General features: G+C 68.4%; 36 protein-coding genes and 1 tRNA gene. 14 read left to right on the top strand and 23 right to left on the bottom strand.

Going from position 1 to position 25,966, the window contains the following annotated elements:
- Window positions 1-28: 28 nt before the first annotated feature.
- From VFQ64_RS10845 to VFQ64_RS10855, 3 genes are all read left to right on the top strand, one after another.
- Window positions 29-562 (top strand): shikimate kinase, encoded by a 534-nt coding sequence (locus VFQ64_RS10845; RefSeq protein WP_325103297.1) that lies wholly within the window; start codon window positions 29-31, stop codon window positions 560-562.
- Between the two features lie 148 nt (window positions 563-710).
- Complete coding sequence (aroB, locus tag VFQ64_RS10850) at window positions 711-1,808, top strand: 3-dehydroquinate synthase (protein ID WP_325103298.1); 1,098 nt, start codon at window positions 711-713, stop codon at window positions 1,806-1,808.
- The gene (locus tag VFQ64_RS10855; protein WP_325103299.1) at window positions 1,808-1,951 is read left to right on the top strand and encodes a DUF2256 domain-containing protein; all 144 of its coding nucleotides are present in this window, start codon (window positions 1,808-1,810) and stop codon (window positions 1,949-1,951) included. Before aroB ends, VFQ64_RS10855 begins: the two co-directional genes overlap by 1 nt.
- Here the strand turns inward: VFQ64_RS10855 and VFQ64_RS10860 are convergent.
- The 6 genes from VFQ64_RS10860 to radA form a co-directional block, all read right to left on the bottom strand.
- Window positions 1,945-2,193, bottom strand: coding sequence for a hypothetical protein (locus VFQ64_RS10860; protein WP_325103300.1), 249 nt, complete (start codon window positions 2,191-2,193; stop codon window positions 1,945-1,947). The genes VFQ64_RS10855 and VFQ64_RS10860 overlap by 7 nt on opposite strands.
- Before the next feature lie 26 nt (window positions 2,194-2,219).
- Window positions 2,220-2,552: a DUF423 domain-containing protein gene (locus tag VFQ64_RS10865; protein ID WP_325103301.1), complete on the bottom strand. Its 333-nt coding sequence runs from the start codon at window positions 2,550-2,552 to the stop codon at window positions 2,220-2,222.
- On the bottom strand, window positions 2,549-4,330 hold the full coding sequence (locus VFQ64_RS10870; RefSeq protein ID WP_325103442.1) for a cation:proton antiporter: 1,782 nt from the start codon (window positions 4,328-4,330) through the stop codon (window positions 2,549-2,551). The genes VFQ64_RS10865 and VFQ64_RS10870 overlap by 4 nt, the downstream gene beginning before the upstream one ends.
- Before the next feature lie 28 nt (window positions 4,331-4,358).
- Window positions 4,359-4,808 (bottom strand): iron-sulfur cluster assembly scaffold protein, encoded by a 450-nt coding sequence (locus VFQ64_RS10875; protein WP_325103302.1) that lies wholly within the window; start codon window positions 4,806-4,808, stop codon window positions 4,359-4,361.
- Window positions 4,805-5,365 (bottom strand): CvpA family protein, encoded by a 561-nt coding sequence (locus VFQ64_RS10880; protein ID WP_325103303.1) that lies wholly within the window; start codon window positions 5,363-5,365, stop codon window positions 4,805-4,807. The genes VFQ64_RS10875 and VFQ64_RS10880 overlap by 4 nt, the downstream gene beginning before the upstream one ends.
- A gap of 66 nt (window positions 5,366-5,431) precedes the next feature.
- Window positions 5,432-6,811 (bottom strand): DNA repair protein RadA, encoded by a 1,380-nt coding sequence (gene radA, locus VFQ64_RS10885; protein WP_325103304.1) that lies wholly within the window; start codon window positions 6,809-6,811, stop codon window positions 5,432-5,434.
- 40 nt (window positions 6,812-6,851) lie between these two features.
- Between radA and VFQ64_RS10890 the strand changes: the two genes are divergently transcribed.
- Window positions 6,852-7,532 carry a GNAT family N-acetyltransferase gene (locus VFQ64_RS10890; RefSeq protein WP_325103305.1) on the top strand — a complete coding sequence of 227 codons (681 nt, stop codon included), beginning with the start codon at window positions 6,852-6,854 and terminating at the stop codon, window positions 7,530-7,532.
- Between the two features lie 60 nt (window positions 7,533-7,592).
- A complete protein-coding gene (locus VFQ64_RS10895) occupies window positions 7,593-8,750 on the top strand; it encodes a glycosyltransferase family 1 protein (protein ID WP_325103306.1) in 1,158 nt (385 codons plus the stop codon).
- Here the strand turns inward: VFQ64_RS10895 and VFQ64_RS10900 are convergent.
- Window positions 8,725-9,042, bottom strand: coding sequence for a DUF2218 domain-containing protein (locus tag VFQ64_RS10900; RefSeq protein ID WP_325103307.1), 318 nt, complete (start codon window positions 9,040-9,042; stop codon window positions 8,725-8,727). The two genes, VFQ64_RS10895 and VFQ64_RS10900, sit on opposite strands and share 26 nt — an antisense overlap.
- The gene (locus VFQ64_RS10905; RefSeq protein ID WP_325103308.1) at window positions 9,039-9,620 is read right to left on the bottom strand and encodes a PadR family transcriptional regulator; all 582 of its coding nucleotides are present in this window, start codon (window positions 9,618-9,620) and stop codon (window positions 9,039-9,041) included. Before VFQ64_RS10905 ends, VFQ64_RS10900 begins: the two co-directional genes overlap by 4 nt.
- A 238-nt stretch (window positions 9,621-9,858) precedes the next feature.
- Between VFQ64_RS10905 and VFQ64_RS10910 the strand changes: the two genes are divergently transcribed.
- From VFQ64_RS10910 to VFQ64_RS10940, 7 genes are all read left to right on the top strand, one after another.
- The gene (locus VFQ64_RS10910; protein ID WP_325103309.1) at window positions 9,859-11,178 is read left to right on the top strand and encodes a replication-associated recombination protein A; all 1,320 of its coding nucleotides are present in this window, start codon (window positions 9,859-9,861) and stop codon (window positions 11,176-11,178) included.
- A gap of 404 nt (window positions 11,179-11,582) precedes the next feature.
- Entirely contained in the window at window positions 11,583-12,833 is a 1,251-nt protein-coding gene (locus tag VFQ64_RS10915) for a serine hydrolase (protein WP_325103310.1), read from the top strand.
- A complete protein-coding gene (locus VFQ64_RS10920) occupies window positions 12,830-13,174 on the top strand; it encodes an MmcQ/YjbR family DNA-binding protein (protein ID WP_325103311.1) in 345 nt (114 codons plus the stop codon). The genes VFQ64_RS10915 and VFQ64_RS10920 overlap by 4 nt, the downstream gene beginning before the upstream one ends.
- Before the next feature lie 83 nt (window positions 13,175-13,257).
- Complete coding sequence (locus tag VFQ64_RS10925) at window positions 13,258-14,043, top strand: hypothetical protein (RefSeq protein ID WP_325103312.1); 786 nt, start codon at window positions 13,258-13,260, stop codon at window positions 14,041-14,043.
- Window positions 14,044-14,106: 63 nt separating this feature from the next.
- Window positions 14,107-14,179 (top strand) — tRNA-Thr (locus tag VFQ64_RS10930).
- 320 nt (window positions 14,180-14,499) lie between these two features.
- Complete coding sequence (locus VFQ64_RS10935; protein WP_325103313.1) at window positions 14,500-14,760, top strand: hypothetical protein; 261 nt, start codon at window positions 14,500-14,502, stop codon at window positions 14,758-14,760.
- A gap of 24 nt (window positions 14,761-14,784) precedes the next feature.
- Window positions 14,785-15,030: a hypothetical protein gene (locus tag VFQ64_RS10940; protein WP_325103314.1), complete on the top strand. Its 246-nt coding sequence runs from the start codon at window positions 14,785-14,787 to the stop codon at window positions 15,028-15,030.
- 150 nt (window positions 15,031-15,180) lie between these two features.
- On the opposite strand, the gene VFQ64_RS10945 is transcribed toward VFQ64_RS10940, so the two are convergent.
- Complete coding sequence (locus VFQ64_RS10945) at window positions 15,181-16,005, bottom strand: recombinase family protein (protein WP_325103315.1); 825 nt, start codon at window positions 16,003-16,005, stop codon at window positions 15,181-15,183.
- Between the two features lie 6 nt (window positions 16,006-16,011).
- The gene (locus tag VFQ64_RS10950) at window positions 16,012-16,185 is read right to left on the bottom strand and encodes a YlcI/YnfO family protein (RefSeq protein ID WP_325103316.1); all 174 of its coding nucleotides are present in this window, start codon (window positions 16,183-16,185) and stop codon (window positions 16,012-16,014) included.
- 185 nt (window positions 16,186-16,370) lie between these two features.
- On the opposite strand from VFQ64_RS10950, the gene VFQ64_RS10955 reads away from it, so the two are divergent.
- A complete protein-coding gene (locus VFQ64_RS10955) occupies window positions 16,371-16,613 on the top strand; it encodes a hypothetical protein (protein ID WP_325103317.1) in 243 nt (80 codons plus the stop codon).
- Window positions 16,614-16,621: 8 nt separating this feature from the next.
- On the top strand, window positions 16,622-16,780 hold the full coding sequence (locus VFQ64_RS10960; RefSeq protein ID WP_325103318.1) for a hypothetical protein: 159 nt from the start codon (window positions 16,622-16,624) through the stop codon (window positions 16,778-16,780).
- Window positions 16,781-16,807: 27 nt separating this feature from the next.
- Here VFQ64_RS10960 and VFQ64_RS10965 read toward each other — a convergent pair whose 3' ends face one another.
- The 13 genes from VFQ64_RS10965 to VFQ64_RS11025 form a co-directional block, all read right to left on the bottom strand.
- Window positions 16,808-17,626, bottom strand: coding sequence for an SGNH/GDSL hydrolase family protein (locus VFQ64_RS10965; RefSeq protein WP_325103319.1), 819 nt, complete (start codon window positions 17,624-17,626; stop codon window positions 16,808-16,810).
- Between the two features lie 46 nt (window positions 17,627-17,672).
- Window positions 17,673-17,813, bottom strand: coding sequence for a hypothetical protein (locus VFQ64_RS10970; RefSeq protein ID WP_325103320.1), 141 nt, complete (start codon window positions 17,811-17,813; stop codon window positions 17,673-17,675).
- A gap of 64 nt (window positions 17,814-17,877) precedes the next feature.
- Window positions 17,878-18,246, bottom strand: coding sequence for a hypothetical protein (locus VFQ64_RS10975; RefSeq protein WP_325103321.1), 369 nt, complete (start codon window positions 18,244-18,246; stop codon window positions 17,878-17,880).
- On the bottom strand, window positions 18,243-18,557 hold the full coding sequence (locus VFQ64_RS10980; RefSeq protein WP_325103322.1) for a hypothetical protein: 315 nt from the start codon (window positions 18,555-18,557) through the stop codon (window positions 18,243-18,245). Before VFQ64_RS10980 ends, VFQ64_RS10975 begins: the two co-directional genes overlap by 4 nt.
- 156 nt (window positions 18,558-18,713) lie before the next feature.
- On the bottom strand, window positions 18,714-18,956 hold the full coding sequence (locus VFQ64_RS10985) for a hypothetical protein (protein WP_325103323.1): 243 nt from the start codon (window positions 18,954-18,956) through the stop codon (window positions 18,714-18,716).
- 39 nt (window positions 18,957-18,995) lie between these two features.
- Window positions 18,996-19,748, bottom strand: coding sequence for a glycoside hydrolase family 19 protein (locus tag VFQ64_RS10990; RefSeq protein ID WP_325103324.1), 753 nt, complete (start codon window positions 19,746-19,748; stop codon window positions 18,996-18,998).
- A 73-nt stretch (window positions 19,749-19,821) separates the two neighbouring features.
- Window positions 19,822-20,205: a hypothetical protein gene (locus VFQ64_RS10995; RefSeq protein ID WP_325103325.1), complete on the bottom strand. Its 384-nt coding sequence runs from the start codon at window positions 20,203-20,205 to the stop codon at window positions 19,822-19,824.
- On the bottom strand, window positions 20,202-20,384 hold the full coding sequence (locus tag VFQ64_RS11000) for a hypothetical protein (RefSeq protein WP_325103326.1): 183 nt from the start codon (window positions 20,382-20,384) through the stop codon (window positions 20,202-20,204). Before VFQ64_RS11000 ends, VFQ64_RS10995 begins: the two co-directional genes overlap by 4 nt.
- Window positions 20,381-20,674, bottom strand: a complete 294-nt coding sequence (locus tag VFQ64_RS11005) for a hypothetical protein (protein ID WP_325103327.1) — start codon at window positions 20,672-20,674, stop codon at window positions 20,381-20,383. Before VFQ64_RS11005 ends, VFQ64_RS11000 begins: the two co-directional genes overlap by 4 nt.
- An 88-nt stretch (window positions 20,675-20,762) precedes the next feature.
- Window positions 20,763-21,653 (bottom strand): hypothetical protein, encoded by an 891-nt coding sequence (locus tag VFQ64_RS11010; RefSeq protein WP_325103328.1) that lies wholly within the window; start codon window positions 21,651-21,653, stop codon window positions 20,763-20,765.
- Between the two features lie 11 nt (window positions 21,654-21,664).
- Window positions 21,665-23,779, bottom strand: a complete 2,115-nt coding sequence (locus tag VFQ64_RS11015; protein ID WP_325103329.1) for an SGNH/GDSL hydrolase family protein — start codon at window positions 23,777-23,779, stop codon at window positions 21,665-21,667.
- Between the two features lie 23 nt (window positions 23,780-23,802).
- Window positions 23,803-25,569, bottom strand: coding sequence for a hypothetical protein (locus VFQ64_RS11020; RefSeq protein WP_325103331.1), 1,767 nt, complete (start codon window positions 25,567-25,569; stop codon window positions 23,803-23,805).
- Window positions 25,566-25,961 (bottom strand): DUF6950 family protein, encoded by a 396-nt coding sequence (locus VFQ64_RS11025; protein ID WP_325103333.1) that lies wholly within the window; start codon window positions 25,959-25,961, stop codon window positions 25,566-25,568. Before VFQ64_RS11025 ends, VFQ64_RS11020 begins: the two co-directional genes overlap by 4 nt.
- Window positions 25,962-25,966 lie beyond the last annotated feature (5 nt).

Below are 25,966 nucleotides of genomic sequence, written 5' to 3' on the forward strand. Positions count from 1 at the left end.
CGTTGCCCCGCTCTATAGCCCCCAATCCATGTTGCAAACCCGGCAGCCAGAGTGGGACGGACCCCCGATCGTGCTCGTCGGGCTGATGGGCGTGGGAAAGTCCACCGTCGGGCGACGGCTGGGGCAGAGGCTGAAGCTTCCCTTCGTCGACGCCGACCACGAGATCGAGGCGGCGGCGGGGATGACCATCGCCGAGATCTTCGAACGGTATGGCGAGGACTATTTCCGCGACGGCGAGCGCCGCGTCATCGCCAGGCTGATCGACGGCACCCCGAAGGTGATCGCGACGGGTGGCGGCGCCTTCATGAACGCCGAGACGCGCGCACTGATCCTGGGCACGGCGACGGCGGTCTGGCTCGACGCCAACCCCGCCGTGCTCGCCGAGCGCGTCAAGCGGCGTGACACCCGCCCGCTGCTGCGCGGCAAGAACCCGCACGAGGTGCTGAGCGAACTCGCCCGCGTCCGTAACCCGGTCTACGCGCTCGCGCCAATCCACATCGCCAGCCACAAGGCGCCGCACGAGAACACCGTTGCGGCGATATTGCGGGCGATCGGGCGGTGAGTTCGCCGGCGGCTCTCTTGTTCTTCCCCGGCGAAGGCCGGGGCCCAGTCGCCACGCATTCAGTTGGAGAGTGCGGTCTTCTCCAACGTAAATGCCCGAAACTGGACCCCGGCCTTCGCCGGGGAAGATGTTGGGGTATGGCGTGCCTATGAAGCAGATCGACGTCGCGTTGGGCGACCGCTCCTACCCCGTCCTCATCGAGTCGGGTCTGCTCGCGCGCGCTGCCGAGCATCTCGCGCCGCTCGCCGCCGGCCACCCGCTGGCGATCGTCGCGGACCAAGATGTCGCTCAACACCTCGCCACCTTCACCACCTCGCTCGACAGTGCCGGCGTGAAATGGCGTGCCATGACCGTGCCCGCCGGGGAGGCGAGCAAGAGCTGGACCACCCTCGCCCAGGTCTGCGACCAGCTCCTCGCCTGGGGCGTCGAGCGCCGCGACCTGGTCATCGCCCTCGGCGGCGGCGTCATTGGCGACCTCGTCGGCTTCGCCAGCGCGATCCTCAAGCGCGGCGCCCGCTTCGTCCAGATCCCCACCACGCTGCTGGCGCAGGTCGACAGCTCGGTGGGCGGCAAGACCGGGATCAACACCGCCGCCGGCAAGAACCTGGTCGGCGCCTTCCATCAGCCGGAGCTGGTGCTGATCGACCCGCGCGTGCTCGACACTCTGCCCGACCGCGAGTTGCGCGCCGGCTATGCCGAGGTGGTGAAGTACGGGCTGATCGACGACTTCGCCTTTTTCGAATGGTGCGAGCGCAACGGGGCGGCGCTGCTGACCGGCGACACCGCCGCGCGCGAGGCCGCGATCGCTCATTCCGTCGCCGCGAAGGCGCGGATCGTCGCCGCCGACGAGTTCGAGACCAACGGCACGCGCGCCCTCCTCAACTTGGGCCACACCTTTGGCCATGCCTTGGAGGCGGAGGCCGGGTTCGACGGCTCGCTGCTCCACGGCGAGGCGGTCGCAGCAGGCTGCGCGCTGGCGTTCGACTTCTCCGCCGCGCAAGGGCTGTGTCCGGCGCAGGACGCCGAGCGGGTCAAGGCGCATTGGCGCTCGGTCGGCCTCCCCGACGGCCTTGCCCCCACCGGGCTGCGCGCGAGCGGCGCGCGGCTGGTCGAGCACATGCGTCACGACAAGAAGGCGAGCGGCGGCAACCTCCCCTTCCTGCTCGCGCGCGGGATCGGGCGGACCTGTCTCGACCGGACGGTCGATCTCGGCGCGGTCGAGGCGTTCCTCGACCGGCAAGGCTGATGCCCAACGGCGTTGCCAAGCGCGACCTGTCGACCAAGATGTGCCCTGCCTGCGACCGCCCGTTCACCTGGCGTAAGAAGTGGGCGCGGGATTGGGAGAGCGTCGTCTATTGTTCCGATGCGTGTCGAAAGAAGCGTCAGTAGAGAACGCAGCCATTGAACAGGTTATGGGCCAGGAGGTCGCTTAGGAACATCGCCGGAACGAACAAAATGACTGGCAACAATACTGCACCCGAAATCCGGCTGCGCCAGCCATACAGTAGCAGCGCGGGCACGATCGCACCAAAGGCAAGCGTCGTCACGCTGGCGTCGCGCGTTCGCATCGGCGAGAGAAAGCCGATCCAGGACGCGAGGACGAGCACAACCAGCGTCAGCGCAAAGGTCAAGCTTGCGTGTTGGGATGGGCGGTATGTCACCGCCGCCCCAACTCCCAAGCCAGCCACACCCATCCCCCGATCATCGCCACGCCCCCGACCGGCGTGACCGCGCCCAGCCACCGCGGCGCACCCTCCGCCAGCGCATAGAGCGAGCCGGCGAACACCGCCGCGCCGGCGACCATCAACCACCCCGGTCCACGCGCGCCCATCTGCAGCGCCACCAGCGCCGCCACCGCGTGGATCAACTGATACTGCCCGCCAGTGCGCAACAGCTCCGCCGCGCGCTCGCTGGCGCCGTGCGCGCCGAACGCACCCGCCGCGATCGCCAGCGCGCCCGACAGCGCCGCAAAGATGCCCAGCCAGTTCACGTTACCCTCTCCTCGCGTTGATCCTGCCGCAGCATCACCTCGCGCGCGGCGCGGATGTCGCCCGCGTCGATCTGCGCGCGCAGCCGCTCGCGGTCGTTCTTGCGATACAGATCCTCGGCGCGGTCGATGTCCGGCCCGTCGACGCCCACCGACAACAGCGCGCGCCGCGCCATTGCCACCGCCGATTCCAGCACCTCGCGCACCGCATACTCCATCGGCGCGCCCGCCAGCTTGATCACCGCGCGCCGGTCATACGCCCGCACGAACACGCTTGCCTTGGGGAATGCCTCGGCGACGGACGTGAGCAGCTCGGGCGTGATCTGATCGCCGTCGATGCAGAACAGGATCAGCTCCGCTTCCGCCGCGCCGGCCTGACGCAGCATATCCAGCCGGGTGCCGTCGCCATAATAGACCTTGGCGCCAAACTCGCCGGCGACGTCGATCATCTCGATATCGGTGTCGATCAGCGTCACCGGGATATTCTGCGCGATCAGCATCTGCCCGACCGTCTGGCCGAAGCGGCCATAGCCGACGATCAGCGCGTTGGCGCCGTCCGACGTCGGCCCGTCGCGCTCTTGGCTGTCGGCGATCGGCTGCTGCCGGATGCGCCGCGTGGCGCTCATCAGGAACGGCGTCGTCGCCATCGACACGGTAATGATCGCGCCGAACAGGCTCGCCGCCTCCGGCGCAATCAGCAGCCCCTGCTGGGCTTGGGCGAACAGCACGAAGCCGAACTCGCCGCCCTGGCTGAGCAGTAGTCCCAGGGCCAGCGCCTGGCGCCACGGCATTCGCATCGCCGCGCCGATCGCGGTGATGATCGCCGCCTTGGTCGCGATCAGGGCCAGCGCCATGCCGACCACGAAGAACGGCCGCTCGGCGATCGCGCTGAGGTCGAGCAACATGCCGACCGACAGGAAGAACAGCCCGAGCAGGATCGAGCGGAACGGCTCCACGTCCGCCTCCAGCTCATGCCGATACGGCGTGTCGGCGAGCATCACGCCGGCGATGAAGGCGCCCAGCGCCGTCGACAGGCCGAGCAGCTCCATCACCGCCGCGCTTGCCGCGACGGTGAACAGCGCGGCGAAAACGAACATCTCGCGCTCGCCGAGATTGCCGATCAGCCGGAACAACGGCCGCAACAGGAACCGGCCCGCCAGGATCAGCCCAACAATCGCGGCGACGGTGTACAGCCCCAGCTGCCAACCCGGCGGCCCGCCCGCGTCGGCGGGGTTGCGCGACATCGCCGCGATGACGGTGATCAGCGGCACGATGCTGAGGTCCTGGAACAGCAGGATCGAAAACGCCCGCTCGCCGAACGGCGTCCGCATCCGCCCCGAGGACTGCAGCATCGGCAGCACCTGCGCCGTGGAGCTCAGCGCCAACGGCAGCCCCAGCGCCACCGCCGCCTGCCAGCTGAACCCGGCCGCCAACGCGACGATGCCGGTAATGGCCAGCCCGCACAGCATCACCTGCGCAAGACCCAGGCCGAAGATCTCCGTTTTCATCCGCCATAGCCGCGACGGGTTCAGCTCCAGCCCGACGATGAACAGCAGCAGCGTGATGCCGAGTTCCGCCGCGACGATCTTCGACTCCGCGCCGGAGACCAGCCCCAGCAACTGCGGCCCCACCACCGCGCCCGCGACGAGATAGCCGAGCGTCGCACCGAGCCCCAGCCGCCGGAAGAACAGCACGAAGACGAGACCGAAGCCGAGCAGCACCGCGCCTTCGAGTACGGGGGACTCGTGGATATGGTGGACTAGCGCCTGATAGACGCTCATCAGCGGTGCCAGCGGCCCGACCAGCGGACTACCCATGCGCGCGTTCCACGCCGCGGGTTGCGCATGCGGTCTGCGCGGCCTCAGCCGCCGCCTCGAACGCCAGCCGGATCGAGGCATGCCGCGCCGGATAGTCGCGCGCCGGCATCAGCACCTCTATCCCTGGCCAATCCGGCCGCTCGGGTTCGCCCGCCAGCCACGCCGACAGCGCATCGCTCGTCGCCGCAAGCTCCGCGGGTGTTCGGCCCAGGATCGCCGCCGCCAGCAGCGAAGCCGACGCCTGGCCCAGCGCGCAGGCGCGGACCAGCAGCCCGACCTCCGCGACGCGGTCGTCCGGCCCGAGCGTCACGTCCACCGTCACCCGGCTGCCGCAGACCGGCGAGCGCCGCTCCGCGGTGCCCTGCGGTTCAGCGAGGCGGGCGTGGTGCGGAATGCCGGCGGCGAGGCGCAGGATATCGGTGTTGTAGAGCGGCGCGCTCACGCCTCGGCGCCTTGCGGGTCGCTGGTGTTGCCGGTGCGCGGACCCCAGATCGGCTCGCCCTTGCGACGCCGGTCGAGGATATCGGCGATGCCGGCGCTGGTCGCGTTGAGCAGCGGATAGGTGCGCGACGTCGTCATCCATGCCGGCCGGTTGACGCGCCCACCACGCGCCGTGTCCACTACCAGAGCCGCGAGCAGAAAGGCGAGGCTCGCCAGGATCACGCCTTTGAGCGCGCCGAAGCCGAAGCCCAGCGCCCGGTCCACCGGCCCCAGGACGGACGTGCGCGTGCGCTTACCAATGCCGTTCGCGACCATCCGGCCGAGGATGAAGGTGCCGCCGGTCAGCAGCGCGAAGGCCAGCACCGCCGCGCCGGAGACGGTGCCGATCGTCCCGGTCAGCGCCTGCGTCAGCGGCGCGTGGAACAGCTTCAGCGCCACCACCGTGACGATCAACGCGCCCAGCGACAGCACCTCCGCCACGAACCCGCGCTTGAGTCCCAGCAACGCCGCGATGGCGATGCAGATCAGGACGAGCATGTCGAGTGCGGTGAGGCCCATCGGGCGGTAGGTAGAGAGGCCCGGGCCGAACGGCTAGCCCTCGACGCTGCCCCTTTGCCAGCACGATCAGCGACCCAGCAGGTGATCCACGAACCGGGCCAGCGTGCGGAACTCCGTCAGCCGCATCGCGCCGCCCTCGTTCTTGGCGCCCGCCACGCCGGTCGGCAGCATCGCGCGTTCGAACCCCAGCTTGCCCGCTTCCTTGAGCCGCAGCGCGGCATGCGCTACCGGCCGGATCTCGCCCGACAGCGCGATCTCGCCGAACGCCACCGCGTCCGCCGGCACCGGTCGTTCGCTCAGCCCCGATACGAGCGCCGCCGCCACCGCCAGGTCCGCCGCCGGATCCTGCACGCGGTAGCCGCCGGCGACGTTCAGATAGACCTCGCACGACGAGAAGGAGAGCCCGCACCGCGCTTCGAGCACCGCCAGCACCATCGCCAGCCGCCCCGAATCCCACCCGACCACCGACCGCCTGGGCGTGGCACCACTGGCGAGCCGCACAACCAACGCCTGGATCTCGACCAGCACCGGCCGCGTCCCCTCCAGCGCGGGGAACACCGTCGCGCCCGTGACCCCCTCCTCGCGGTTGGTGAGGAACAGCGCCGAGGGATTGGCGACCTCGGTCAGCCCGCCCGTCTCCATCGCGAACACGCCAATCTCGTCGGTGCCGCCGAAGCGGTTCTTGTTGGCGCGCAGGATGCGGTATTGGTGCGACCGCTCGCCCTCGAACGCCAGCACCGTGTCGACCATATGCTCCAGCACGCGCGGGCCCGCGATCGTCCCGTCCTTGGTGACGTGCCCGACCAGCACCACCGCCGACCCGCGCTCCTTGGCGAAGCGGATCAGCTCCTGCGCCGACGCGCGCACCTGGCTGACCGTGCCGGGCGCGCCCTCGATCAGGTCGGAGTGCATGGTCTGGATCGAATCGATCACCACCAGCTCGGGCGGCGGCCCGGACGACAGCGTCGTCAGGATGTCGCGCACCGATGTCGCCGCCGCCAGCTGCACCGGCGCATGGCCGAGCCCCAGCCGCTGCGCCCGCAGCCGCACCTGGTCCGCTGCCTCCTCGCCCGAGATATAGGCGACCGACGACCCTGCCAGCGCCATCCGCGCCGCCGCCTGCAACAGCAGCGTCGACTTGCCGATCCCCGGATCGCCGCCGATCAGCGTCGCCGAGCCCTCGACGAAGCCGCCGCCGAGGGCGCGGTCGAGCTCGGCGATGCCCGAGGTTCGCCGCTCCGGCAGCACCGCTGGCGCATCGAGCTGCGTCAACATCACCAGCTGCCCGCCACCCTGCAAATTGTGCCTGGCCTGGAACGGCGTCGCCACCGCGCCCGCCTCCTGCACCAGCGTGTTCCACTCCGCGCAGTCGCCGCACTGTCCCGACCAGCGCGACGCGACCGAGCCGCACGCCTGACAGACATAGCGTTTCTGGGGTTTGGCCATGCTACACCCTACCGCCACCCGAACACAAAGGGAACACCAGATGGCACATCCGCTCGACCGCCCGATCTGGTCAGCACTCACCGGCCCGCAAGCGCAACTTGCCCGAGGTGACGCGCGCGCCTGGCGGATCGAGCCAAGCGTCGGCCATTTCGCGGCGGCCGCCTCGCCGTCGAGTGCCGACCTAGACGCATTGCATGGGTTGGTCACACCTGGCGCGCCCCTGATCCTGTTCGAGGATGCCGCCGCGCAACCGACACCGGGGCTGACCGTAGCGAGCGACACGATGGTGCAGATGGTCGCGGAAGGCCTGGCTCCACCCGCACCCGGCGCGCCCATGCAACCGCTCGGCGACGACGACGCGGCCGAGATGCTGGCGCTTGCCACCCTCACCAGGCCGGGGCCGTTTCTCACCAACACCCACAGCCTCGGCGGCTTCGTCGGCATCCGCGAAGGCTACCGACTGGTCGCGATGGCTGGAACCCGGCTGCGCGTGCCCAACCATGTCGAGATCAGCGCGGTCTGCACCCACCCCGATCATCGCGGTCGCGGTCATGCGGCGCGGTTGATGCAGGCCGTTTCCCAAGTTATCATCGCGGGTGGGGATCGCCCCTTCCTGCACTCGTACGCCAGCAACACGGCCGCGATCGCGATGTACGAGCGGCTCGGCTTCCGATTGCGCCGCGAACTGACGGTGTCGTTCCTGACTGTTGAGCAATCGTAACCCTACCGGCCGGGCGCGCTAAATTGGCGTTTACCCCACGCACCGCTAAGGCCCACCGCCATGCTTCCTTCGGACCTCCGTGTCGCGCTGTTCAGCGGCAATTATAACTACACGCGGGACGGGCCGACCCAGGCGCTCAATCTGCTTGTCGGGCATCTGCTCGCACAGGGCACTGCGGTACGCGTCTATGCGCCGACCGCCGCCACGCCCGCGTTCCGGCATAACGGCGACCTCGTCAGCGTCCCGTCCTTCGCGCTGCCCGGCGAACGCGGCGAATACCGGCTCGCGCTGGGCCTGCCCGGCGCCATCCGGCGCGACCTCGCGGCGTTTGCCCCGAATATCGTCCACCTCTCCGCCCCCGACCCGCTCGGCCATCGCGCGCTCAGCTGGGCGCGGCGGCGCGGGCTCCCGGCCGTAGCCTCGCTGCACACGCGCTTCGAGACCTATCTTCGCTATTATCGCGCGGGCATGCTCGAGCCGCTCCTCGTCGCCGTCCAGAAGCGCTTCTATAATCGCGTCGACCGGGTGATGCCGCCAGCGGAGTCGATGGCGGCGGTGATCCGCGGCTGGGGCGTGACGACGCCCGTCACCATCTGGTCGCGCGGGATCGACCATGACCGCTTCACCCCCGCGCGCCGCGATCTCGCCTGGCGGCGCGGCCTGGGGATCGGCGATGACGAGGTCGCGGTCGGCTTTCTCGGCCGCGTGGTAAAGGAAAAGGGCCTGGACGTCTTCGCGCAGGTCATGGCCGCACTGCGCGACGGTGGCGTACCCGCCCGTACCCTCGTCGTCGGCGAGGGCCCCGCCCGCGATTGGTTCGCAGGCCAGGTGCCCGACGCAGTCTTCGCGGGCTTCCAGTCGGGCGACGATCTCGGCCGCGCGGTCGCATCGATGGACCTGTTCTTCAACCCCAGCGTCACGGAGACCTTCGGCAACGTCACGCTGGAGGCGATGGCCGCCGGCGTTCCCGTCGTCGCGGCGCGCGCGACCGGCGCGGTCGACCTGGTCGAGCCCGGCGTCACCGGCTTCCTTGTACCGCCGCGCGATTGCGACGCCTATGCCGATGCGATCGCGCGGATCGTTGCCGAGCCGGACCTGCGCCGGAGCATGGGCCAGGCCGGCCACCGCAAGGCGGCCGCGTTCCGGTGGGACACGGCCAACCAGGCGGTGCTGGACACCTATCTGGAGGTCGCTAGGCCGGCCGCCAGTCGAAGCTGAGCGGCGCCTCGCGAAAGGCGAAGCGGTCCAGGTGCCGCGCGACCGCGCCCTGCAGCCCGGCGAGCTGCTCGGGAGACGTAGCTTCGAGGCGCACCGTCAGCGCGTCCTCGCCTGCCCCGAACAGCGCGACCCCGTCACCCGGATGATCGGCCCCGCGCGCGTTCCTCGGGAACTCCACCCGGCCCTGTTCGGGCGTGAACTCGACCTGCAGATTGTGGCTCCAATGCTTGCAGAGCTGTTGGAGATAGCGGCTCGCCGACCCGGTCGGCACCTGGGCGACAGCGACGTTCATCGCAGCCGCTCGATCTTCTGCGCGACCTCGTCGATCAGCGCCGCGATATCGTGCAGCGTCTCGTCGGAGAAATCGCCGCGCGCCACCCGATTGCCGACCGCCTGGCCGAGATTGCCCATTGCGCGCCGCACCGGACCGCGGTCCGACCGCTCGCGGTGCGCGCCCAAGGCCGTCAGCCGCGCGATCAGCGCGTCGACCTCGGGCCGCTTCGCCGCCAGCTCCTCGCGCCCCGCCTCGGTCACCGCGAAGCGCTTCTTCGCGCCCTCGGACTGCTGCTCTCCGATCTGACCCATTTCGTCGAGCAGTGTCAGCGTCGGATAAACGACGCCGGGCGAAGGCGCATAGGCGCCGCCGGTCAGCTCCTCGATCTCGCGGATCAGATCATAGCCGTGACGCGGCTGATCGGCGATCAGCTTGAGCAGCACGAGGCGCAGCTCGCCGCCGTCGAACATGCGCCGTTGCCGCCCGCCCGGGCGACCATCGACCCGCTCGAAGCCGCTCCATTCGACGCTGACCGGCCCACGCTGCCAGCGTCCGCCGCGAGGGCCGCAATTTCCCTTGTTGAAACTGAAATGCATCTTCGTTCCTTTGTGTAGCATGATGCAACTAAGATATATCGTCGAATGGATTTGTAAAGAGCGTTCGAGATATATTTTCGATTAGCGGTGCGCCCGCCTCGTCCCTCACGCTGAACGCGTTTCAGCATCTACGCGCGACGCTCTGTCCACGCGGAGGGCCTGGTATGGAAGCCATCGCGCGTGGACCCTGAAACAAGTTCCGGGTGACGGTGGCCGCGCGCGCACCTACAGGGCCATGATGGCCGACCTGTTCGCCGCCTTCGACCCACCCGTGCCGCCGGTCGCTTCAACTGAAGACGCGCCGCTGGCCGAACGCCTGCGTCCACGGACGCTGGGCGCGGTCGTCGGCCAGGAGCACCTGACCGGCCCGGATGGGGCGATTGGGCGAATGGTCGCCGCCGGCCGCCTGTCGTCGCTGATCCTGTGGGGGCCGCCTGGAACTGGCAAGACCACCATCGCCCGGCTGCTCGCCGACGCGGTGGGCCTGCGCTTCGTTGCCATCTCCGCCGTCTTCTCCGGAGTCGCGGACCTCAAGAAGGTGTTCGCCGAAGCGCGCGACCATGGCCGGCTCGGTCACCGCACCTTGTTGTTCGTGGACGAGATCCATCGCTTCAACCGCGCGCAGCAGGACGGCTTCCTGCCCTTCGTCGAGGACGGCACGGTGACGCTGGTCGGCGCCACCACCGAGAACCCGTCCTTCGAACTCAACGCCGCGCTGCTCAGCCGCGCGCAGGTCCTGGTGCTCCGCCGCCTCGACCACGCCGCGCTCGAACGCCTGCTCGCCCGCGCCGAGGCGATCGCGAGCCCGCTACCGCTCGACCCACAGGCGCGCGACGCGCTGCTCGCAAGCGCCGACGGCGACGGCCGCTTCCTGCTCAACCAGGCCGAGACGCTGTTCGCTGCCGATCTGAAGGAACCACTCGATCCCGCAGCTTTGGGCCAGTTTCTCCAGCGCCGCGTCGCCGTGTACGACAAGGATCGCGAGGGCCATTACGGGATCATCTCCGCGCTCCACAAATCCATCCGCGGCTCCGACCCGCAGGCCGCCCTCTACTATCTCGCGCGCATGCTGACCGCGGGCGAGGAGCCGCTCTATGTCCTCCGTCGCCTCACCCGCGCCGCCGTCGAGGACATCGGCCTCGCCGACCCGCAGGCGCTGGTCCAATGCATCGCCGCCAAGGACACCTACGACTTCCTGGGCTCTCCCGAAGGCGAACTCGCCATCGTCCAGGCGTGCCTCTATCTGGCGACGGCCCCCAAATCGAACGCGGTGTACACCGCGCAGAAGGCGGCGTGGGCGAGCGCCAAGGCGAACGGCTCGCTCAGCCCGCCCAAGCACATCCTCGGCGCGCCCACCAAGCTGATGCGCGATCTCGGCTATGGCAAAGGCTATGCCTACGACCATGATGCCGAGGGCGCGTTCTCCGGCGCGGACTATTGGCCCGAGGAGATGACGCCGGAACGCTACTACGAACCCACCGACCGTGGCTTCGAAAAGCGCGTGGCGGACCGCATGGCGTGGTGGGACGAACAGCGGCCAGCGCGCAGCGAGGACTGATCCCGCTCATCTTCCCCGGCGGGAGGCCGGGGCCCAGTCGCAAGGAATGCGGTGGGGACGGTTCACCCCCACCCCACAAAAGCCCGAGACTGGGCCCCGGCCTTCGCGGGGGAAGTGGCGATAGCGAGCCCCCACTTGCAATGTAGGACTCCGTCTGCCTCACTCTCCGCATGATCGCCCGACCTTACCCGCTTCGCCTCACCCGCCACATCCTCGCTCCTGCCCGGGATCCGATTCCGGCCAAGACGTGTCGTGCATTTCGTGAAGTTCCAGCCCGCCGCGCCTACCGAATCACCCCCGCCGCAATAGCCCTCGCCTGCGCCCTCGCCGTCCCATCCGCCGCCCAGCGCCCATCCGAACCGACCCCGTACCAACGCGCGATCGCCGCCGGCTACAAAGCCGCGATGTACTGCTCCGGCATCTTCTCCGCCGGCCGCACCTCCGCCCAGATCGACCGCGACGAGCTCGCCGGCATCTATGCCGAATATGAGGCGATCGTGCCGACGCTGACCGCCACGGTCGACCGCAAGACGGCGTCGGTCACCGTCGCCTACGACCCGGTCATGCCGCCACGCCGCGCCGCTTGGCAGCCGGGCACCGGCTGTGTCACCGAGCGGATCGGTCTCGCCGCGCCCGCCGCGCCGGCCACCTTCCGGCGACCGCCTGCGCCCGTCAAAGCGGACCCCCGCCCCTGGCCGCAAGGCGACCGGGGCATCGCGCCACGTCCTGCCCCTCCGCTTGCAGCCGCCGTCGGCCGCGCCTTCGACGGCAGTCATGGCGCGGGCGCGAAAACCACGGGCGTCATCGTCCTGCGTGACGGCGCCGTCATGGCAGAACGCTATGCCGCCGGCTGGGGCCCGTTCGTGTCGAACCGCACCTGGTCGGCGGGCAAGAGCCTGGCCGGCACGCTGATCGGCTGGGCGGCGGGCAGTGCCAACGGCCCCGTACCGCTGCGCCCGAACACCGGCTATCTTTGGCCCCGCGCGGGCGATCCGCGCGGCGCGATCACGCTCGACCACCTGCTGCGCATGGCATCCGGGCTGCACAGCGACACCGCCGGCAACCGCACCGACGCGATCTATTTCGGCGGCACCGCCGTCGACGAACAGGCGCTCGGCTGGCCGCTGGCGGCGCGGCCCGGCACCCGCTTCCGCTATGCCAACAACGATACGCTGCTCGCAGTCTATATGATGCGGCTGGCGATCGGCGAGGATCGCTATCGCGCCATCCCGACCGATTTCCTCGCCACGCTTGGCATGACCCATACCCAACCGGGCACAGACTGGCGCGGCAACTACATCCTCTCCTCTCAGGTCTGGTCCACCGCCCGCGACCTCGCCCGGCTCGGCCAGTTCTGGCTGCAGGACGGCGTCTGGCAGGGCAAGCGCCTGCTGCCGGCGGGCTGGATCCGCTACATGAGCAGCCCGTCGGGCCCACAGCCCGCCAGCGGCCCCGGCTATGGCGCGACCCTATGGCTGTTCGGCCCCAAACAGGGGCTGCCGGAGGGCAGCTACGCCGCCCAGGGCAACCGCGGCCAGTACATCATGGTGATTCCGTCCGCGCAGCTGGTGATCGTCCGCCGCGGCGAGGATCCCGGCAGCGCGCGCTTCGACATCGCCAAGTTCGCCGCCGACGTGCTGGCAGCGGCCCCATGAAGGACTGGGCCGCGGTGGTCGCGGCCGGACTTCGGCTCCCGGGCGTCGAGCAGGCCACGACCTATGGCAAGCCCGCGCTCAAGATGCGGGGCAAGATGATCGCTGCCGCCACCGCCCCTGACTCGGGCAGTTTCGTCCTCGCCGTCAGCCACGAGGAAAAGGAGGTGTTGCTCGACACCGAGCCCGGCGTTTTCTGGCAGACGGCCCATTATGACGGCTGGCCGGCGATCCTCGTTCTCTACGGCAGCGACGCCGACGCGCGGATCGCCTTGCTTCTCGCGCGCGCCTGGTGGGACCGCGCCACGGTCGCGCAACGCTGGACCGTCGGCGAACGGCCGTAGCCGTTTCCACCGAACCGCCGAGCTGCCGGAATGCCACACCCGTTCTTCACGCAGGCTGCATCACCCCCTGCTAGCGGTCAGGCATGGGCCTGCTCCTGCTGCTTCTCCTTGCGTCCGTCGCACCCGCTTTCCTGACCGGACGCTGGATCGGGCTCGGCTATGGCCTCCTCTTCCTGCTCCTCGGACTGTTGGCGCTGCAGCAGCACGTCCTTCCATTCGGAGAGGATCGCTGGGGGCTGGGCGGCATGGTTCTCGCGGTGATGGGCCTGCTCACCGGCCTCGGCATCGCGGCCCGGACGATCTGGGACGTCGGCCATGACCGCTTCTTCGCCAGCCGACCGCCATCCCCCTGGCTGTCCTGGGCGATGCCGACGGGAGCGCTCGTGGCCGTGCTCGCCTTTCATTGGCTCGCCAACCGACTGGCGGGGGCCACACCGGCGTGGCTGGTGCACCTCGGCGTCGCCGGGCCGGCAATGGGGGTGGCGGCGCTGGTCGGGCTCATGCCCGTAAGAGCCGGCCTCGGTCAGACGCGTGTTCTGCTGCTGGCGAGCTGCCTCGGCCTTACCCTCCTAGTCGTGCACGCTGGGGCGCGCGCCATCATTTACGCGAACCTCGCCTCGACGGAAGCGGATGGCGCGCCCTATTGCCTGCTGACCTTCGCCGGACGCGAGCACCCGCGCCTCGCCACTCAAGTGCTGGAGCTCTCGCCGCTGGTGTCGCGCAGCGGCGGCCGCAGCTTCGCGGAAGATGCGGCATGGCTCGTTGTCGGGGAGCCAAGGGACCCTCGTCGCTTACGGCTGCGGGGGTCAGCCTTTCAGGAAGACCGCAACGCACGGGGCGCGTCCTGCGTACCCGCGCCGCTCCCATGAGCGGCTGACGAGCAATCAGCGAGGCGTTGCGGCTCCAGCCACCGTAGCCTACAAAGTCGATGGGCCGGTTTAGCTCAGTTGGTAGAGCGCCAGTTTTGTAAACTGGATGTCGCGGGTTCGATTCCTGCAACCGGCACCGCCATTATCGGACACGTTCCGATTGAGAACGGAATAAGAACATACTAGAGCGGCTGGGCGACTCGCTTGGAGCCCTGACGATGCACACAGATCAAGATCGGTACGCACCCGCTGCACCTTCGTTCGGCTCTTGGCTGCTCAATCAGAAGGGTCGAGGCGGCTTCGTTGGACAGCTTGCCGACAGCGCCGCCGCCGACCGGAGCTTCCCGCGCGACGGTGACATGGATGCCGCCCGCAAGTGGCTCCAGGCCAGTCGGGCGAGCGGGGACGACTGGGAGGCTTTGGAAGATGCGGAAAGCGCTTGGATGGCGGCTGTCGATGGGTAAGCCTGCCGATCGCCACCTGCCCCCCTGCCCGCGCCAGATGCTGCAAGCGGCCGTCGCGCGCTGGAACAAACCCGACGTGAACTATGCCAGCCTCTCGCGCATGCTCGGCCGGCGCGACGGGTACCTCGCCTGCTTCGTGCGTGAAGGCCACCCTATGGCGCTGAATGAGCGCGACCACCGCATCCTTGCCGACTTCTTCGGGCTGACCGAACGGGAGCTCGGGGTCCGCGAGCTGTGGGCGCCGCTCGACTGAGTGACCCGAATATCAATCCAGCGGGTGGTCACGCTCGCGCTCCAGGTGCTCGACCGCGCCGCGTATCGCTCCCGGACCCACACGATTGATACCGAGGAGGTCCGCCTCGCGCTGGCGGTGCTGTGGTGCATCATGCGCCAGCGTGATGCACTCAACGCTTATTGGTATCGCGCGAACAACGTGTCGGGTCATCCTTGGGATAGCTGCCGCAAGAGCTATTACGCGATCGCTGCGACGCTGCGGGGCGAGGGATGGGACGCGCCGGTGTAGATTGCGGCGGGCGCGCGGCGGGCGTAGCCTTGCTTGATGGTCGGCAAGCTCCTTCGCCACGCGATGCTGCCCATGGAGTTCACGGCTGCAATCGGGCTGCAGCTCTACGCGCTGGCGATGATGATCGGCTGGATGTTCTAAAGCTCGTCGTCACCAGCGGTGTGGCTTGATGCCGAGCGCCGCAAGTTTCTCCTGTACCCGCCGCCACTGTCGCTCGCTGACGATCGCCGCATGTCGCCCAGGCATGAATCCGCCGTCGTGCGGGATCTCGCCGCGATAGGTGCGACTGGACAGGATCGCCTTCACCAGCCGGCCATTGAACGACCCACCCTTGCGGTTGCGGAAGCCACGCGCGTTCATCTCGCGCGCCAGGGGCGTGAACACCGTGTCGGCCTGGATGCGACGGTAAAGCCAGCGCACCACCTCGGCCTGTTCGGCATCGATCACCAGTCGCCCGGCCTCCAGCCGGTAGCCGAACGGAGGCGGGCCGCTGGTCCACATGCCCCGCGCCCGCGCACCCGCCTTCCAATCGCGTGCGCGCTCGCCGGTGAGGTCGCGCTCGAACTGTGCGAAAGACAGCAGGATGTTGAGCATCAGCCGACCCGCGCTGTCAGCGGTGGAGATCGGCTGGGTGACCGACGCGAACGAAACTCCGGCGCGATCGAGCCGCTGCAACACCCCGACGAAATCGGCGAGCGAGCGCGACATGCGGTCGTATTTGTAGACCACGATCGCGTCGACCATCCCTGCGTCGACCGCCTCGAGCAGCCGCTGCAACGCCGGGCGCTCAAGCGAGCCGCCCGACCGGCCGGGATCGTCAAAGCGATCCGGCAGCGCGGCCCACCCGCCGCCGGCCTGGCTGGCGACATAGGCCTCGCACAGTTCACGCTGGCGCTCGATCGATCCGAGCTGCGCGTCGGCGCGCTCGTCATGGCTCTTGCGTGTGTAGATCGCGCAGCGGACCGGGGGGACCACGACGGGCTACTCCGGCCCGCCCTCCTCGCGTCGCTTCAGCTCGCGCGCGACGGCGGTGCGGACGAAATCAGACCGGTTCTCACCTTCGTCACAGACCGCGTCGATCCTCGCGAGCGTACCCGATCCGGTGCAGGTCGCGGCGCTAGTGTAGCTCTCCACCAACTCGGAGAGTGTGTCCATCGGCGCCTCTGCCAAAACAGGCCGCCCTCCTCGCTCGCCTGCACTGGAACGACGGCGAGCGCCGGCTGTGGATCGGCCAACTCACCCGGCGCGAGGCGTCGATCATGATCGGCGCGGCGGGATAAGTCCGGTTATGCCCGTCGCTTTTTCTTCCCATGCGGCCGTCATCGCCTTATCTCGCGAGCATGACCCCGGCCAGCTTCAACGCAGCTTTCTCTATCGCCATAGCGGTGTCACTGGTCATCGTCGCCATCGTCACCGCAGTGTTCCTGTCGGACCTCAAGGACAAACGCCGGATGCGGACGGGAAAACGTAGGGCGGAGCAGGATGCGGAGAAGCATAGAGTTTGGAACGAAAGGTACGGCTCAACGAAGCTAGACCTTAGGCCGAGCGCACACGACGAAGAAGCTGTCGAGAAGGGGCAATGAGCGCCGGCGTGATCGTTGTCTTGGCCGCGGGGTTCGTCGCTGCGGCCTACCTGTACCAAGTGGCGACGACGAGGCGATCGGTCGAGCCCGGCCGCTGCTCTGACTGTGGCGCCGAGGTGTTCGCGGACGGATTTTGCGAGACGCACTTCGACGCGCGGGTGTGGTGATCGGGGCGCAGCAGCCGGTTCCTCTCGTCACAGGCTGGCAGCAATGATGCGCGCAAGACGCCCATAGCCCTCGACGGTCGGATGAATGTCATCACGGTAGTAGTCGGAACGCCAGCCTTTCGCTGTGTTGATGCACAAAAGGCGGACACTCTGGTGTCGAAGTGGCGCAGGTGGCTGGAAGGCGCAGCTACTGCGCGTCACGGCCTCGCGCAGCGTGGGATAAACCACGACGATCAGCGGACGACGAAGACGCCTCAACACTAGCTGGGTCTGCTTAGACGGGTCTGCCAAGGGTACCTGCAGGTGGAGCGAGGCCTTCGGAGTCTCGGGGCGGAAGACGTAGCGCTGCAACGCCTGCCACGCTGCAGACCAGTGGCGGCTCTTCGGGTGAGTAATTTCGTTCGCCCACGAGGAGGGGCCCGCGAAATCTTCAGAATTGGCCACAAGTACGACCTGATCCACCCCGCTTGTCACGCGGGGGTTGTCGATTAGGTATTGAAGCTCGTTCTGCAACGACCAACTGCCAGCGCCGATAGGCCAAACGTCGCGTCCTGTGACTGCCGCGAGCTGCGGCCCAAGACGCTCATTTGCGGTGTAAGGATTGCCGCCGAAAACGATGCTGTCACCGATCAGCAGGATGCTCGAAGGGGCGGGCCGGAATGGGCGCGAGGTGCCCATGCTCAGCTCGTTGAACGACCAGTCGTGCGTCCACAGAAAGCGGCCGGATTGGTTCGGGCGCGGGATGTATCCGATGCGGTTGTCAGCGAGGTAGAGCGGAGTGTCCGCGATTCGCGTGGCACGGGTACCCAACTCGAGAAGGGCCATCGCCAGCAACAGCACCAGCAAAGCGCGACGGGGAGACACCGCACTTTACCTGCCATACCTTGCGGCCTTAGAACAGGCCCAGCACCTTCGGCCGCGCCCGCTTCAACGCCGCACGGTCGCGCGCCTCGCACCGCCCAACAATCGCCAGCGCGTCGCCGGTCCGGCCGTTGGCCTTGTCCAGCTGCGCGGTCTGCGCGTCGCCGAACATGATCCAGTCGCCGACCGTCTCACCGTCCGGCAGCGGTGCGCCGGCGACCGGCTCACGCCAGGCGTCAGGGACGAGCGTGCTGCACGCACTTGGGGTCGCGACGATAACTGGCGCGCCGGCACAGGCTTGCAAGGCCAGCATCGCGCACAGGAGCGGCAACAGGCGCGCTCGCGCCCTCGGCTGATCTGATCGCATCGGCGTTCTCCCTGGTGATGGTGTCGGTTGCGGCGTCGACCTGCGCGCGGGTGCCGACCGTCTCGACCGCGTCCTTGCCGCTGGCGGTGGCGGCGTCGGCTTGACCTCGCGCGAGGCTCGTCTCCGTCGTAGCGGTTCGCTCGCGCTGGCAGGATCGGGCCGTCAGCGCCGCGGCGATGAGCAGCGCCACCAGCAGGAGGGTGACTACGCGGGCGAGGTTCGTTCGCAGCCAGGTCATCGCGCACCCTTCAGCCGATTGACGACGCTGCTGCTGGTCCACACCGCTGCGGCTGCCACCGCGAGGTTGTTCCAGGTCTGGATCACCGCGCCCTTGGTCGCCGGGTCAATGCCTCGGGTGGTCGCCTCCGTCGCGACGTCCGCGCTAAGCACCGCGTAGGTGACCCAGCCGAAGCCGCCGAGCACGCCGACCGTCACCAACGCCACCAGCCAGATCACCGCCGGGTGTGCGAGGATGTCGCCGGGCACGTTGATGTTCTCCGCGTTGTCGACGCGGACCTGCGGCTCGGCCGCTGTCATATCTTCGCTCACAGTGGTTCCTATCGTGAGTGCCGCCCGAGCCGCTGGATGGCGAAGTCGAGCGGAAGCCCGTCGAGGTCGTGTCGGGTCGGCTCCGGCACCTCAAGTTCACCGCGAAAACGCGGCAGCGGGTGAGGAGCGGCCGTGAGAGGCCGCTCCTCCTTCGACTTACTCGGCGGGCGAGAAATCGACATAGAACCGTTGGCCGGGCTCGAACTGCCCCACTAAAGCTGGGTTGGTGATGGTGATGTCGAGCGACACAGACGGCGAGAACTTGGCAAAGGTGTTGTCCTCGTCCAAGCCGTCCTCACCATAGTTTTTCGCCGCGACACCGTGGAACTTCAGCTGCTCGGCGCCGCCGGCATGCTTGGTCACGCTGGCGATCTGCAGCTTTGCGCGCATCTTCGTCATAGTCTTCTCCTTGGTTGACCTTCGTTTCCGCAACAGGGCTCAGAGTGGCGCCCACCCCCCGGCGACCAGCGCTTCCTGGAACTCGACCGCCTCGGCCGCGATCTTTTCGGCCTTGTCGCTCCCGTTGATGATGTCGCGCGACAGCACGAACTGGCGCAGCGTGGCAGGCCCGGCGCGCGGCAGATCATCGTCGAGGTCTCGGCTGGTGAACCAGCCCTCCTGCATCCCGCTGACCATGATCTTGGCCGCGATCGGCGCTTCCATCGCGCGGTCGGGAGCGGCGACCAGGTCGACCTCGACCACCCGCGACGCCTTCTCGTAGTTGGTCCGGCCGGTCAGCTGGACATAGCCACGGCCACAGTATCGCGAGCCGTCGCCCGGCTGGAGGTTGCCCAGCTCACGCGCCTTCGCGGGCCGCGCGCCGGTGATGTCGTACATCCGGGTGAGATAGGCGAGCCCGCCATGCTCCTTGATCGGCTGCATCGTGCCGGCCGTTTCGTGGAACGCGGTCGCGAGCGCATAGGCCGTGTCCGCGATCGGCCAGCCTGCCACGCCGCACGCCGCCACGATCGCGTTGCACCCGTCGACCTCGTGCTGAGCCAGGGGCCCGAGCACGTCCTTGGCGAGCGTGAAGAACTTGACCGGATCGGTGAGGCCCGTCGTGTGGTTGGCGACCTCGCGCGGCAGGCCGAGCGCGTCGGCAACTCCGTCGATCTGTGCCACGATAACGGGCGTGAACCGTTGGTCGGGTGCGAACGGGCGCACCGCCTCGAACAAGGCCGAGCGTGTCATGTCGGTTCTCCGATGTTGGACCGCCTAACCCGGCGACTAGGGTGCGCAGGTGATGCGGGTTACCGCCGTCAGGTCAGGCGGGCGGCAGGCCGACGATGAAGGCGGTCCACACCGCGACAGCGACCGCGTAGATCAGGACGGGCCAACGCCGCCCGCCGAGGCGAGCAGCATGGAGGTACGCGACCTCGGCCAGCGCGAGCCCGGCGACAAAGACGATCGTGTAGGCGTCGGCGACCAGCGGCGCGGTGCCGAGCAGCGCGTCCACCACCCGCCGCACGAACAGGGCGCATAGCGAGAGCGAGCCGAGCGCCAGCCCAACTCGCACGGCGATGTAGAGGTCGCGTCCGAACCGCGGACGATCCTGCACCTTCAGACGGTCGCTCAGCAGGTGAGCCCAGGCCCAGACGTTGATGAACGTGCCGATACCCGCCAGCCCATAGATATACGTCGCGATCACAGGCCACGCTCCCGTGCCAAGGCGTCCAGTGCGTCCGAAAGGGTCGCCTTTCGAGGCATCGCGTCGGTCGCGTCGTTCAGTTTGTCGATCGCCGCGCGCATCATGCGGTCTGGCTTGCGGCAAGCCAGCTTGGCGAAGGCCGCTCGCAGCAGGCTCCCCGTTGGCTCGACAGGCGTCACGACAACTTCGTCCGAATGTTGGCGATGTCGTGCCTGATCATCTCCAAATTGACGTTGGTGTCCGTCGTCTTGAAGGTGACCGCCTCCGCCAGCTTTTCGATAGCCGACGCGAGCTGCCCGAAGGTCGCGCGGTTCTGCCATGCCGTGACCGCCCGATCCGTCAGCAGCAGTGCGATCACCCCCATCAGAAAGAACGCCATGGTCTGCCAGTCGGACAGCCCAGCCGCCGTGCGCCCCATGTCGTTGACGCTCAGCGCCTGTGGCGGGGATGCTGCGGTGAGCAGAAACATCAGCGGTAAGGGAGAGAGCGTTCGCCACATTGTCAGCCTCCGAAAGCGAGAAGCGCACGGCCTGGGAGCGCGGATCATCTTGTCCACATCACGCGAGCAGCAGCGGCATTTTCCAGGCGAACTCAGCCGCCACCATCGCGTCGATCGCCGCTGCCGCATCCGCAGTCGAAAGCCCCGCCAGCCAGGGAGTCGTGTAGACCCGGCGCACCCGCGCGATCTCGCCGTTGAAAGTGTTGCCGTTGGTCTGCGCGCCGATGCTCGCACGGCAAGCGAAATAGTCGACGATCGCGAAGTTGGCCGAAATGCTCGCGGTTGCGGTCCCGGCAAGAAGCCCGTCCATGTAGCCACGGATGGTGGCCGTATTGGCACCCGTGTCGAATGCGATGTGCGTCGCTGCGCAGTGCCAAGCACCGCTGCCGCTGCCGCCCAGTGCGATGGCACCGGGATTGAAGGTGAGATCGCCACCCCCGTTCTGAGTGAAACGCCCGAATTGGCCGGTACTGTTGGTGATCCCGAACCCTAGGGGCGCGCTACCGTTCACGATCGTGGCCGTCTTGTAGAAGACGAGCATCAGGTGCGAGGCATAGCCCTCGAGCGTCGGCTCGCAGACCCGCTGGAGCGTCACATTGCCCTTGCTAACCAGCAGCGCGTCGTTGCTGCCTGGGACAATCCGCAGGCCTTTGCCGGTGAACAGTGGCAGCTGCGCAGGTGTGCGCGGGATCGCGGTCACGGCCCCGGCGGCAGTTCGCGGGATGCCGAGCGCCGCGTCGGGCGCCAGGTTGACCAGCCCCGCCGCCGGGATCGCCGCGTTCACCGCCGGCAACGCCCCGCCGGCATAGCCGTTCGGGTCCATCGCGTCGAAGATGAAGTCGTCGCTGATCGTCACCAGGCGCGACCGGTCGTTCGCCGCGACCGGCATGTCGCGCTGCGCGTTGACGAAGGCGGGGAGCGTCTCGACCAGGGTTTGTGGGAGGGGCATGTCGGTGTCCTCTAGAAAGCGGCGATGATGGGGCTGATGGCGGCGGCGGCGAGTTGGCCGTAAGCCGCATGGCCCACATCAATCGGATGGGGGCCGTTGGCGCCGCCATTGAACCAGGTCGACCGGTCGCTGCGCGCGTACCAGCCGGAGACGTCGACGGTCGCCACACGCTTCACCTGCGCGGCGGCCGCGAAGATCGCGTCGCGGATCGCGAGCAGGCTCGCCGGATACGCTGCGTCGCCCCAGAACGGTCCCAAAACAACGATCGCCATGTCGGGCGCGGCCGCGCGCAGCGCCTTGAAGTAGAGCAGGGCCTCCGCACCCACGGCGGCCGGATCGAGTGCGCTGTCGTTGATGCCGCCAGCCACGACCAGCAGATCGGGCGGGCCGCCGCTAATCGCGGTAAGCACGTCATTAATGCGCTCACGAAAACGATAATCGGGGAAGCCGGCCGCCCTCGGATTGTTGCCATTGTAGCCGAGCGCGTTGAGATAGCCGGACCCGCCGACGCCCGATACGTCGACGTTGTCGATGCCGAGCTGGTAGGCGAGCTGGTTCGCCCAGCGCCTCCACATGGCCGTGGCGACCGAGCCTTCGGTGATGCTATCGCCGATGACCACCATCGAAGAAGTGCGCGCCGGCGTCGAGTCGAGCAGGGTGGCGCCCGCCGGGACGTTGATGCCTCCGAAGGGCCGGCCAGGCGTCGTTATCCGGATTCGGCGCGCGATACCGCCGCCGACGGGGAGGGTCACGAGGTGGTAGTAACCGCCGCCCGTGTTGTTCGGCGCGGACGGATATCCGGCATCGTTGGTGGCGACGCCATCGATCTCGAGCGACCAGTTGCCCGGCCCGCCGGTGCCGAGCGTATAATACTCGAAGCTGTCGCCGATGAGCAGGAACTCAAACACCGTGTTGCCGGCCGACACCCCGCCGGTCGAACCGTTGTAGGTTACGCTGCGCTGGTACATCATCGTGGCACCGGGAAACCCCGTCCCTGCCACCCAGGGACCACCCAGCAGCCGAATGCGGGGGCTGTTCTTCGCATAGCCTACACCGCCGGAGATGCTCGTGGCGGTTGTGAACGCACTCACCGTGACCGGATCGGCAGCCATGATCTGACGGGCCTGCGCATCGTAGAGCGCGCGCTTCAGCCTCAGCCGCTGGACCGGCGCCTGGTACAGCGCCTGCGTCTGGAGGGCGGCGATCGCGGCCGTGTTCGCGTCGATGCGGGGCGTGACGAGCCGCCCTTTGCCGTCTCGAAGCGCCCCGATGATGACGGACCCGTCATCCTCTACCGCCAAGGCCAGTCGGCCGTACGGATCGAGGATGCGCTTGAGGTCCTTGCTCGGCGCCGCTCGTGCGGTCACCGCGCCGATGATCGTCCCGACCAGCGATACCGGGTTGAGCACGGTCAGATAGCGCACCCGTCCGGAGAAGATTTCGAACGTGCCATCGGTCGTGATGCCGGCGGACTGGCGACCGTAGGCGTCGGTCCACTGCCGGAGATAGCCGTCCGTCGGCTTCACCGAGAAAGTCGCTGCCAGCGGGCCGAGCGCGGCGGCCGCTTGGCCGGCCGCAACAGCGGCTGCTTGCGCCTGCGTCGCGAGCGGGGATACCAGATCGGCCCCGTCGATCGTCACGGTAGCCCCGCCATCGGCCGCCACCGTCAGGGTTGCGCCTCCGTCCGGCGCGGCGCTGCTGACAGTGGAGAGGCCGAGCGGACGGGTCAGCGGTGCGCCGTCTGATCCATAGGCATGCGCCAGGACGTGGAAGTCGCCGTACAGCCGGGTACGGCCACCGATCAGCAGTGCGTAGGAGAAGGGCGCGGGGTCGCCGACCTCACCCGCATAGGCGAGGCTTTGCAACGTCGACTTGTTGATCCGGACGCGCAGGTCGCTCTCAACCACCTCCGCGACTGTGGTGATGCCCGCCACCCGCAGGCCCTGCTGATTGCCGTTGGTGACCTTCGCCAGGTCGATCAGCGCTGTTCCCGGCGTATCCGGCCGCAGGCGCACCTGCATCGCCAGCGCGACACTCGTCAGGTCGACGCCGCGCACCCGGATCGGGATCTCGTACACGTCATCGTTGCGCCACGCGGCGAGCGCGAGGCGGGCGGCAGTCTGCATGTCTGGTGCTCCGGAAGGGAGGGCTAGTTCTCGAGGACTGCGACGCGATCGTTCAGTTCGCCGATGGCGGTCTGCTGCTCGCCGATCAGGGTCTGCTGGCTATCGAGCGCGGCCTGCTGATCAGTGATCAACGCCGCCTGCTCGTCGACCAAAGCCTGCGTCGTTTCGAGCAGCTCGATCAGGGTCGTTCCATCGGTCGGTAGTGATCCCACCGCCAAGGCTAGAGCCGCCACGTCCGCGCCCGCCGAATTGGCCGTGAACGAAATATCGAGGTCTGCGGCAGTGGGCGCCAGGTGCACGGGTGGGATGATCGTCGTGCGCCCCAGCGCGCGGGCATGCTTGGCCGGATCGTCCGTGCGCAGCGTCAGCGTGACGATGCCGGTCGCCGGATCGACGCCGCGCTGCACCAGCACGCAGCGCCGCTGCGCGACGGCCAGTTCGGCCGCGACCGCCTCCGACAGATCGAGCTTGTCGCCCGCTCGGTACTCGATCATCCGCGTTTTGCACGGCAGCACGAACGGCCCTGCCTCCCGCGCATTCTCGACGATGTAGCCCGCCAGCTCGGTCGCCTGGTCGCCGTCTGTGACCAGATCGAACTGGCGCTCGTCGGCCTTCTCCTCGCCGTCCGCCGCCAAGCCGGCCGTGCTCGCCACTGCCGCCACCGCGATGAAGTCCCAGCGGTGCGCCGGCGAACGGAACTTCGGCACGATCGTGTTCAGCCGGTCCTTCCACGGCCGCATCGCTGGCGCCGACAGCTCGCCGTCCGCCAAGTCGTCCAGATCGATCGTGTCGAGTGCTACGCCTGGCGCATCCCAGCAGAAGCTCAGCAGCCCGCCCATGAACAGCGGCTCGCCACCGCCGCACTCGGCGATGCGCTTCAGGTTGTTCCACTTGTCCCCGGGCTCGAAGATGCTGCCGTTGACCGTCCAGCCGTTCGCGTCGCAGACATTCGCCCAGGCAGCGACCGCGGTGAAGTCCACCCCGTCTTCGCCCAGATCGGCCCCGAACACGCGCCGCCCGTTGACGTGCCGCCCGAACGCGTAAGTCCCCGCGTGCAGTGCTGCATTGCGCGTGTAGGGCCAGGTCGCCTCGTCATCGATCCGCTGCGGACCGGAGCCGCCGGGGAAGGTCGAGTCCGCCCGAGGATCATAGGCAGACACCCCGCGCCAGATCGCGCCGAGGGCGGGAACACCGCCCGAGAAACGCTTCGCGTCCTTGTCGAACTTCAGCCCCCAGCCGATCGCCGCATGTCCGGACAACTTGTAGTCCGGCCCCCAGCCGGGCGGCGACGCGCCTGCGCCCGCGAATTGCGGCTTGATTTGATCGAGTTCGGGACGGGCGCCGAGCTGCGCGTCGACCGTCAGCCAACCGCTATAATAGGCGCCGATCGGTGTGAAGTCCGCCAGCTGCTGCACCAGCCCGTCGATCGGCCCGCAGCACGAATGCACGGTCGCGATGAAGCGCCACGGATTGCTGACCTTGTTGACCGTCCCGCCATATCCGACGTCGTGAACCTGGATGCCGGCCGAGTAGCAGAAGCCCATCAAATAAGGCTGCGGCAGGTTCGACCCGATCAGCAGCTGCGTGATCGCGCCCTTCGCCGCCGGCTTCTTGGCGGTCACCTGCGCACCGATGCTCGCCACCGCCGCCGCTAAACTTGCATAGGTGGCAATGCTGCCGACCGTGGTCCCGGCAACCGCCAGGCCGACACCCGCAACCGCGCCCACACCCGTAGCCACCAGCGCCACTGCGCCGGCGATGACGCCGATCGTGCGCAGGGTCTTGCTCACAGCCGCCACGCTCCGACGATTTCGCCCATCGCTCGCGCGACCGGCTTGATGCCGCTCGGGTCGGCGCCGTGCCAGCCAAGCAGCTTCGCCCCGCCGTCGAAGATCATGATCGCCGGGAACGGCCCTTCGCCCGGCAGCGCGGCCAGGTCGCCGAGCAGCATCGCCGCCGGTGCGATGCGCGGGAACAGGCTGTCGAGTAGCGCCTCCAACGTGCCATGTCCCTGCGCCGCAAGCGCCGTCCGCGCGCCCACCGCCGAGCGGAAGCGCGGAATGGCGGGTGGACGATGACCCAGGTTGCGCGCCTGCGACCGCGCAAGGTGGATGCACGTCGCCGCGCTCGCCCAGTCGAACGGCCGCAACCGGTACTTCGCCAGCGTCGCTTCGGTGCCCACGCGCC

Origin of the sequence: Sphingomonas sp. (genome assembly GCF_035714405.1) — a bacterium.
GTDB lineage: Bacteria > Pseudomonadota > Alphaproteobacteria > Sphingomonadales > Sphingomonadaceae > Sphingomonas.

Bases quoted from the DNA above. Each gene is read 5' to 3' on its own strand.
- VFQ64_RS11010 (WP_325103328.1), bottom strand. From the start codon at position 21,653: ATGCCCCTCCCACAAACCCTGGTCGAGACGCTCCCCGCCTTCGTCAAC.
- VFQ64_RS10970 (WP_325103320.1), bottom strand. From the start codon at position 17,813: ATGTTCGGCGACGCGCAGACCGCGCAGCTGGACAAGGCCAACGGCCGG.
- VFQ64_RS10880 (WP_325103303.1), bottom strand. From the start codon at position 5,365: ATGGGCCTCACCGCACTCGACATGCTCGTCCTGATCTGCATCGCCATC.
- VFQ64_RS10910 (WP_325103309.1), top strand. From the start codon at position 9,859: ATGGCCGACCTGTTCGCCGCCTTCGACCCACCCGTGCCGCCGGTCGCT.
- VFQ64_RS10950 (WP_325103316.1), bottom strand. From the start codon at position 16,185: ATGGACACACTCTCCGAGTTGGTGGAGAGCTACACTAGCGCCGCGACC.
- VFQ64_RS10925 (WP_325103312.1), top strand. From the start codon at position 13,258: ATGGGCCTGCTCCTGCTGCTTCTCCTTGCGTCCGTCGCACCCGCTTTC.
- VFQ64_RS10845 (WP_325103297.1), top strand. From the start codon at position 29: ATGTTGCAAACCCGGCAGCCAGAGTGGGACGGACCCCCGATCGTGCTC.
- VFQ64_RS10920 (WP_325103311.1), top strand. From the start codon at position 12,830: ATGAAGGACTGGGCCGCGGTGGTCGCGGCCGGACTTCGGCTCCCGGGC.
- VFQ64_RS10905 (WP_325103308.1), bottom strand. From the start codon at position 9,620: ATGCATTTCAGTTTCAACAAGGGAAATTGCGGCCCTCGCGGCGGACGC.
- VFQ64_RS10870 (WP_325103442.1), bottom strand. From the start codon at position 4,330: ATGAGCGTCTATCAGGCGCTAGTCCACCATATCCACGAGTCCCCCGTA.
- VFQ64_RS10990 (WP_325103324.1), bottom strand. From the start codon at position 19,748: ATGACACGCTCGGCCTTGTTCGAGGCGGTGCGCCCGTTCGCACCCGAC.
- VFQ64_RS11015 (WP_325103329.1), bottom strand. From the start codon at position 23,779: ATGCAGACTGCCGCCCGCCTCGCGCTCGCCGCGTGGCGCAACGATGAC.
- VFQ64_RS10985 (WP_325103323.1), bottom strand. From the start codon at position 18,956: ATGACGAAGATGCGCGCAAAGCTGCAGATCGCCAGCGTGACCAAGCAT.
- VFQ64_RS10890 (WP_325103305.1), top strand. From the start codon at position 6,852: ATGGCACATCCGCTCGACCGCCCGATCTGGTCAGCACTCACCGGCCCG.
- VFQ64_RS10935 (WP_325103313.1), top strand. From the start codon at position 14,500: ATGGGTAAGCCTGCCGATCGCCACCTGCCCCCCTGCCCGCGCCAGATG.
- VFQ64_RS10900 (WP_325103307.1), bottom strand. From the start codon at position 9,042: ATGAACGTCGCTGTCGCCCAGGTGCCGACCGGGTCGGCGAGCCGCTAT.
- VFQ64_RS11005 (WP_325103327.1), bottom strand. From the start codon at position 20,674: ATGTTTCTGCTCACCGCAGCATCCCCGCCACAGGCGCTGAGCGTCAAC.
- VFQ64_RS10975 (WP_325103321.1), bottom strand. From the start codon at position 18,246: ATGACCTGGCTGCGAACGAACCTCGCCCGCGTAGTCACCCTCCTGCTG.
- radA (WP_325103304.1), bottom strand. From the start codon at position 6,811: ATGGCCAAACCCCAGAAACGCTATGTCTGTCAGGCGTGCGGCTCGGTC.
- VFQ64_RS10915 (WP_325103310.1), top strand. From the start codon at position 11,583: ATGTACTGCTCCGGCATCTTCTCCGCCGGCCGCACCTCCGCCCAGATC.
- VFQ64_RS10895 (WP_325103306.1), top strand. From the start codon at position 7,593: ATGCTTCCTTCGGACCTCCGTGTCGCGCTGTTCAGCGGCAATTATAAC.
- aroB (WP_325103298.1), top strand. From the start codon at position 711: ATGAAGCAGATCGACGTCGCGTTGGGCGACCGCTCCTACCCCGTCCTC.
- VFQ64_RS10855 (WP_325103299.1), top strand. From the start codon at position 1,808: ATGCCCAACGGCGTTGCCAAGCGCGACCTGTCGACCAAGATGTGCCCT.
- VFQ64_RS10955 (WP_325103317.1), top strand. From the start codon at position 16,371: ATGACCCCGGCCAGCTTCAACGCAGCTTTCTCTATCGCCATAGCGGTG.